Genomic DNA, 6748 nt, shown 5'->3' on the forward strand with positions numbered 1-6748 from the left:
AACGTGACGGTGAAACGCGAGCTGTATGAGATTGAGCGGGAAGGCAATACGCTGGAATATGACGGTATGACGCTGCAGCGGGTCGACCGCCCGACGCAGGAATGTGCTGACGCGTTAAAGAAAACGCCGCTGGCCACGCCATTGCCATAAGCTATACGCCCCGGTAGCCAACGGCCACCGGGGTTGAGCTTTATAACACGTCTTCAATCACCCACACGCTGACGCTACCGCCGTTACAATAAAACGTCGCTTCACCGTTCTCATCGGTGACCACGCTTTCTTCGCGATTTCCCAGATAGTCGCGCCAGGTTTTATTCCCGTAATTCGCACCGAGATTGATGGTCTTTTCCCCGTCATCGCCGTTTGACAGTACCACCACACAGCCGGGATCCTCGTCCGTTCCGCTGCGGCTAAAAGCGATACAGTTAGGATGATCGAAAAAGAGCGTCTGTACCCCGTGCGCGAAGCGCTGGCGCGCGAGGATCAGTTCATCAAGCTGTTCAATGATCGGCATGTCGATAGGATAGGTTTCGCCATCTCCCCCGGTGTCTTCGTAATGCGCCCCGTAGAGGTCAGGATAAAACACTGACGGCACGCCGTTTTCGCGCAACAGGATCAGCGCATAGGCCAGCGGCTTAAACCATGGCTCGACAGGGGCTTCCAGCGCCTGCAAGGGCTGAGTGTCGTGGTTGGCCACCAGCGTGACGGCATGAAACGGATCGGCTTCCACCAGGGTGTCGGTGAAAATCTGACTCATGTCGTAATCGCGTCCCTGACGAGAGGCCTCGTGGAATTTCATCTGCAAAGGGGCGTCGAATAACATGGTTTTCCCCTCCACCTGATTAATGTAGGTTTGCAGCTTGTCGACTTCATGCGACCAGTATTCCGCGACGATAAACAGCGGCTTGGGGGCGACTTCCTGCACATGCTCAATCCACTCTTTATAAAACCATGCCGGAATATGTTTCACGGCATCTAAACGAAAGCCGTCACACTGGGTTTGCTCCATCACCCAACGCGCCCAGTATTTGATCTCTTCGGTGACCGCGTGATTGCGAAAATCGATGTTTTCGCCCATCAGATAATCAAAATTACCCAACTCATCATCAACCTGATCGTTCCAGCCTTCGCCGGTGTAGTCGTTCACGATTTTAAAAATGCCGTCTTCGGTTGGGTTTTCGATATGGTCAATACCGCTGAAGCATTTAAAGTCCCAAATGAATTGCGAGTACTTGCCTGCGCGGGCAGGGAAGGTGTAGCGCGTCCAGCCTTCGCATTCGACGATCTCATCGTCTATTTGCGTGCGATCCTCGGCGTTAACCCGCTGGACACGAATATTCTCTTTCTCATCCGCGCCCATTTTGTGGTTAACCACCACGTCAAGCAGTACGGCAATATCATTGTGTTTTAGCGCGTCTATCGCCGCCAGCAGCTGGTTTTTATCGCCATATTTGGTAGCGATGGTTCCCTTTTGGTCGAATTCGCCCAGATCAAACAGATCGTAGGAGTCGTAGCCGACGGAATAGCCGCCGGAAGCGCCTTTATAAGCGGGAGGTAACCACACCATATTGATGCCGATGTCATTGAGTCCACCTGCGCGTTCGGCAAGTTCGGGCCAGAGTTGACCGCCCTCGGGGTAATACCAGTGAAAATACTGCAATAACGTGGGATTTTTCATCTTCCGTGCTCCAGAAGTCGTTTGGCCGACCTCTGGAGTATGGAAGATTATTCAGACGAGACGGGAAATTATTGTGGGGCAGTGGGGGCGTCGGGAACTAACAGCATGCCGGAAAGACGGCCATAAGCGTTATTTAGCGTCTTTTGGCGCGTCGACTGACCGATGAGATTGCTGAGTTCATCCAGACGCTGCTGTAACAATGTTTTGAGCAGTTGTTCGTTATCCAGCGTCTGTTTAATGTACCCGGCCACTAAATCCTGAATACTTCGTGTAATGCCTGGTGGAGTTTGCTCTTCCATGACCACTTCAATACTTTGCAGATAGGTAACTTCCTGTTCCAGTAAAAGGTCCCATTCACCGCGCTGCGCCAGTTCCAGCAGTGAGTGACTGAGCAGCGCGATGCGCTGCCAACGGTTGATAAACTCCACGGCTGAGGTCATTAACGAGACTCCTGGGAAGATGCTTTCGGTGAGATCTGTTTCCAGGCATCTGCAATGTTGCCGAGTAACCCTTCGACTTCTTCAATGGCCTGACAATCATTACGCAAGTTAGCTTGCAGTAAACGGCGAATCATATAGTCGTACAGTGAAGACAGATTGGTGGCAATTTCGCCGCCATTCTCTTGATCAAGTCCTGCCTTCAGGCCATTGTCGATAATATTAATGGCTTTACTTAACGCCTCACCTTTGGCGACGATATCACCCTGTTGCATAAACAGGCGAGCGCGCACCAGGGCGCTGTTCGCACCATCAAACAACATTTCAATCAGCTGATGTGGGCTGGCGCTCATCACGGCGCTTTCCACGCTGACCTGTGCATAGGCTTTGGTACCGCTCGCGGTATACATGCTTACCTCGTGTTATCAGGATTTATTCATCGCTGTAAATTGTTGGCCCAGATAGGTACTGGTGTTATTCAGTTTGCTCATCATGCTATCAAGCTGGGTAAACTGCGCCGTATAACGCGCAACCATGTCGTCAATGCTGGCGCTAACTGACAGATATTGTTTGGTCAGTTTTTTCAGCGTGGCGTTAATGCTGTCTTGCGCATTGTCGATAATGCCGTCATCGGCGAGATAGCTTTTTACTTCAGCGGCAATTTTGGTGGTGATGCCGGTTTCTTTACCGTCGCCAGCCAGCAGTTCGCGAACAGAGGCGGTGTTTTCATCCAGCGCTTTTTTCAGCTTGGTATCATCGATGGACATCTTGCCGGTTTTGCCATCTTGTTTGATGCCGATTTCATTCAGTGTCTTAAAAGCGCCTTCAGCACCGGAGTTAGCAAACTGTGCACGAATGCCTGTCTGAATCGTACGTACTACGCTATCACCGACCAGCGCGCCGTTGTCTTTGTCCTGACCTTCCGCACCTGCATCTACGGCTTTATATTTGGTCAGCGTATTAAAGGTATCGATCAGTGAGTTATAGGCATCCACCCAACCTTTAATCGCTTCCGTGGCTTTCTCATTGCTTTTCGTCACCGTCACGCGCGCGTCGGTAACTTTTTTGGTCAGTTCCAGCGTAACACCCTGCGGAGCATCGGTGACTTTGTTGCTTTGACGTTCAATATCGATACCGTTCATCGTGAGCTTGGAGTTCTGGGCCTGAACCAGCTCAGTCATTTTTCCTGTACCGGTCGTGCTGTCGTAAGCCAGCATATCGTTAAGCTTGCTGTCGCCCTCAACAGAGATGGTCATCTTGCTGTCCAGACCTTCTGCTGCGGTCAGCACCAGTTTGAACTCGCCGTCTTTCACCTTCACGATACTGGCGGAGATACCGCTATCGGTATCGTTAATTGCCTTGCTGATATCATCCAGCGTGGTCTTATCTTGGGAGAGTTTAATCTCCAGCGGCTCTTTACGGCCCGGCTGCTCAATTTTAATGGTACGCGTGGCGGAGCCATCACCCAGAGCCTCTTTGTTTGAGGCCACCGATGTGGTGCTCAACGATTGTGCCTGTGCCAGTTGCGTGACGCTGATGGTATAAATACCCGGTGCCGCGCCTGCTTCGGTGGTGACTTTCAGGTCTTCAGTACTGCTCGTCACATTACTGCTTCTGAACAACTCCGGTTTATTTAACGCGGTATTGGCCGTCTGGAACTTTTCCAGCGCACTCTTCAGCGTACCGTAAGCCGTCAGACGGGCAGTATTGTCGGTCTGTTGCTGAGTAATTGGATTTAGACGTTTTTTCTCAGCAATAGTCAGGTTGTTTAGCAACGTGTCCAGTGGTAAGCCTGAGCCTACGCCTAATGATGTAAATGAAGCCATGCCCGATTCCTTGTGATTGCAAACAATTGTTATGCGGGTTATCGGCAATCTGCGCGCAAAGTTTAATGATAGTTTTGTCAAAATAATGCGCGGAATAGTGGTGCATATAGAGGGTATTTCGCGGGCTAAGAAAAAAAACGACAGAAAGTAAAAATTTTCTAAAGTTCGAAATTAAGGTGCCGATACATGGGTTACGGTGAGAAACCGTGGGCAACAGCCCAATAACATCAAGTTGTAATTGATAAGGAAAAGATCATGGCACAAGTCATCAATACAAACAGCCTGTCGCTGTTGACCCAAAACAACCTGAACAAATCTCAGTCCGCTCTGGGCTCCGCTATCGAGCGTCTGTCTTCTGGTCTGCGTATCAACAGCGCGAAAGACGATGCTGCTGGTCAGGCGATTGCAAACCGTTTCACCGCTAACATCAAAGGTCTGACTCAGGCGTCCCGTAACGCCAACGACGGTATCTCCGTTGCACAGACCACTGAAGGCGCGCTGTCTGAAATCAACAACAACCTGCAGCGTGTTCGTGAACTGTCCGTACAGGCAGCGAACGGCTCCAACTCTGATTCCGACCTGTCTTCTATCCAGGACGAAATTAATCAGCGCCTGGCAGAAATCAACCGTGTTTCCGAGCAAACCGACTTCAACGGTAAAAAAGTTCTGAACCAGGACGGTCAGTTGACTATTCAGGTTGGTGCAAAAGATGGTGAAACTATCACCATTGATCTGAAAAAAATCAACAGTGACACGCTGAAGCTTGACGATCTGGACGTTACTAAGATTGCAACGACCATTTCTAACGGTACAAAAATCAATACTCAAGTTACGCCGCCAGTTGCTGACATTGTCGATCAGAAAGGGGGTGGTATTACTGCTGGTACGTCTTTAGTTAAAGATACTGCAGGCAAATACTTGGTTACAGACGGTACTGACTTCTGGGCTGCAACGCTTGACAATACCAATGGTAAGGTATCATTTGACAGTGCTACCGCTAAAGTTACTCCAACGGGTGCTACAGCTGCCACAACCGTTGGTAAAGATGTGAAGGTGGATACCACTGCGCTCACCGCTGCGGATCAAAGCCTGATCTCCTATAAAGATGCGGGCACAACGAAATTCGCTGTTAAACAGACTGATGGCACGTACAAAGCTGCGACGATTGATGGCGCTGGTGCAGTAACTCAAGGCGCGGCTGTAACGCCAGATATCAGCCTTGACCCGCTGAAGAAAATTGATGCTGCACTGTCTGATGTTGATAAATTCCGTAGCTCTCTGGGTGCGGTGCAGAACCGTTTTGAATCTGCAGTAACCAACCTGGGTAATACTGTCAACAACCTGTCCTCTGCCCGTAGCCGTATCGAAGACTCCGACTACGCGACCGAAGTGTCTAACATGTCTCGTGCGCAGATCCTGCAGCAGGCGGGTACTTCTGTCCTGGCACAGGCTAACCAGACCACGCAAAACGTACTCTCTTTACTGCGTTAATCCACCGATTGGGTTACTCAGTCGTTAGAGACAATAAAGGCAGCGAAAGCTGCCTTTTTTCTATACTGGAGTCTGAAGAATGCAAGAAATTACCGTTACTGAACCCAATTTTGTGACTACGTTTCAGTGCACCGGCACACAATGTCGCGATCATTGCTGTAAAGGCTGGAATATACATCTGGATAAGGCAACGGTGAATAAATATGTCTCCAGTAAAAATGAGTTCATTAAGAACATTGCCAAAGAGAATATTATTCTGCTTAAAAAAGATATTGCGCAATGGGGGGTGATTAAACTTGCCGATGATACTGGAAACTGTCCTTATCTGACCGAAGAGAGTCTGTGTCAGGTACAAAAAACATTGGGAGCCCAGGCGTTAAGTACGACCTGTCAAACATTCCCGCGTGTTGAGCGTGTTTATAAAAATGATGTGAGAAAATCGCTAAATTTATCCTGCCCTGAAGCCGCTAGTATTGTATTAACAGATCACCATGCGATGGTTTTAAATGAAAAAAGTATTGTTAAGCCTAAAGCGAATGCTATGCCGACTCTTTCTCAATACCAAAAGTTGTTGAATCTTTTTTGTTTAAACCTTGTGGATCAGGCTGGGCGTGATATCAACGTTGGATTTTATGCACTGGTTAAGTTTACGCTATTTATCGAGAGATTTCAGTCGGTTGATAACGCCGCGTTGTCAGAGATTGAACCCGTTTATCATGCACTGGTAGCTCAGCTTCAATCGGGAGAGTTAAGAAAGGAGCTGTCAGATTTTTCAGCGGATAGAAATATCAAATTATCCTTAGTGCTTTTGCTGCAGGACTATTTTCGCAGTAATTCAGGGAGCAGAGGGAGTGGCGTACTGAATTATTATATTCAGTGCTTGCTGAGGACGCTAACTCAGGACGATACTTATTCCGTAGATGAGGGCATTGCCAGACTTGAGGCGACCTGGGAGAAGGTTTATGAACAGCAGGGTGAGTCTGGGTTCGATCTTAAAAATTTCATTTTATATAAAATTTGGGAAAACAACTTTCCTAATCAAAAGAACGTAGACCCGCTACGTTCTTTATACATGATAAGTGTTGAATACTACTTCATCAAAATGTTGATCGCCGCGAGTGCCTACGAAAGAACGTACCTGGAGAAGGAGGATGCGATCAATATCGTCTATAGCTTTCATTCGCGAAGCCAGCATAATCCTACCGTGCATGAGAACTTCCACAAGCACATCGAGACCGTCAGAACAGGTGATGACCTGTCGATGATTCATCTCTTGACATAATTTTAACGGGGATGCGTGAAAACGCATCCCTCGC

General features: G+C 48.7%; 6 protein-coding genes and 1 pseudogene. 3 read left to right on the forward strand and 4 right to left on the reverse strand.

What is annotated here, in order from left to right:
• Positions 1-150 (forward strand): annotated as a pseudogene (locus FDW87_RS22950) (hypothetical protein); the annotation flags it as partial.
• A 40-nt stretch (positions 151-190) separates the two neighbouring features.
• Here FDW87_RS22950 and amyA read toward each other — a convergent pair.
• The 4 genes from amyA to fliD all read right to left on the reverse strand — a co-directional run bounded on the left by amyA (position 191) and on the right by fliD (position 3941).
• Positions 191-1678, reverse strand: coding sequence for an alpha-amylase (gene amyA, locus FDW87_RS17590; protein ID WP_080858840.1), 1488 nt, complete (start codon positions 1676-1678; stop codon positions 191-193).
• A 68-nt stretch (positions 1679-1746) separates the two neighbouring features.
• The gene (fliT, locus tag FDW87_RS17595; RefSeq protein WP_003030458.1) at positions 1747-2118 is read right to left on the reverse strand and encodes a flagella biosynthesis regulatory protein FliT; all 372 of its coding nucleotides are present in this window, start codon (positions 2116-2118) and stop codon (positions 1747-1749) included.
• Entirely contained in the window at positions 2118-2525 is a 408-nt protein-coding gene (fliS, locus tag FDW87_RS17600) for a flagellar export chaperone FliS (protein WP_046669996.1), read from the reverse strand. The genes fliT and fliS overlap by 1 nt, the downstream gene beginning before the upstream one ends.
• A gap of 15 nt (positions 2526-2540) precedes the next feature.
• Complete coding sequence (fliD, locus tag FDW87_RS17605) at positions 2541-3941, reverse strand: flagellar filament capping protein FliD (protein ID WP_049269556.1); 1401 nt, start codon at positions 3939-3941, stop codon at positions 2541-2543.
• Positions 3942-4196: 255 nt separating this feature from the next.
• Between fliD and FDW87_RS17610 the strand changes: the two genes are divergently transcribed.
• Both FDW87_RS17610 and fliB read left to right on the forward strand, forming a co-directional pair.
• Complete coding sequence (locus tag FDW87_RS17610) at positions 4197-5432, forward strand: FliC/FljB family flagellin (RefSeq protein ID WP_103928335.1); 1236 nt, start codon at positions 4197-4199, stop codon at positions 5430-5432.
• A gap of 79 nt (positions 5433-5511) precedes the next feature.
• The gene (fliB, locus tag FDW87_RS17615; RefSeq protein ID WP_137380022.1) at positions 5512-6714 is read left to right on the forward strand and encodes a flagellin lysine-N-methylase; all 1203 of its coding nucleotides are present in this window, start codon (positions 5512-5514) and stop codon (positions 6712-6714) included.
• Positions 6715-6748 lie beyond the last annotated feature (34 nt).

The sequence above is a fragment of the Citrobacter sp. wls826 genome (genome assembly GCF_005281245.1).
GTDB classification, from domain to species: Bacteria; Pseudomonadota; Gammaproteobacteria; order Enterobacterales; family Enterobacteriaceae; genus Citrobacter; species Citrobacter braakii.

Excerpts from the sequence above, each read along its gene's own strand:
- amyA (WP_080858840.1), bottom strand. The coding sequence starts at position 1,678 with ATGAAAAATCCCACGTTATTGCAGTATTTTCACTGGTATTACCCCGAG.
- fliT (WP_003030458.1), bottom strand. The coding sequence starts at position 2,118 with ATGACCTCAGCCGTGGAGTTTATCAACCGTTGGCAGCGCATCGCGCTG.
- fliS (WP_046669996.1), bottom strand. The coding sequence starts at position 2,525 with ATGTATACCGCGAGCGGTACCAAAGCCTATGCACAGGTCAGCGTGGAA.
- fliD (WP_049269556.1), bottom strand. The coding sequence starts at position 3,941 with ATGGCTTCATTTACATCATTAGGCGTAGGCTCAGGCTTACCACTGGAC.
- FDW87_RS17610 (WP_103928335.1), top strand. The coding sequence starts at position 4,197 with ATGGCACAAGTCATCAATACAAACAGCCTGTCGCTGTTGACCCAAAAC.
- fliB (WP_137380022.1), top strand. The coding sequence starts at position 5,512 with ATGCAAGAAATTACCGTTACTGAACCCAATTTTGTGACTACGTTTCAG.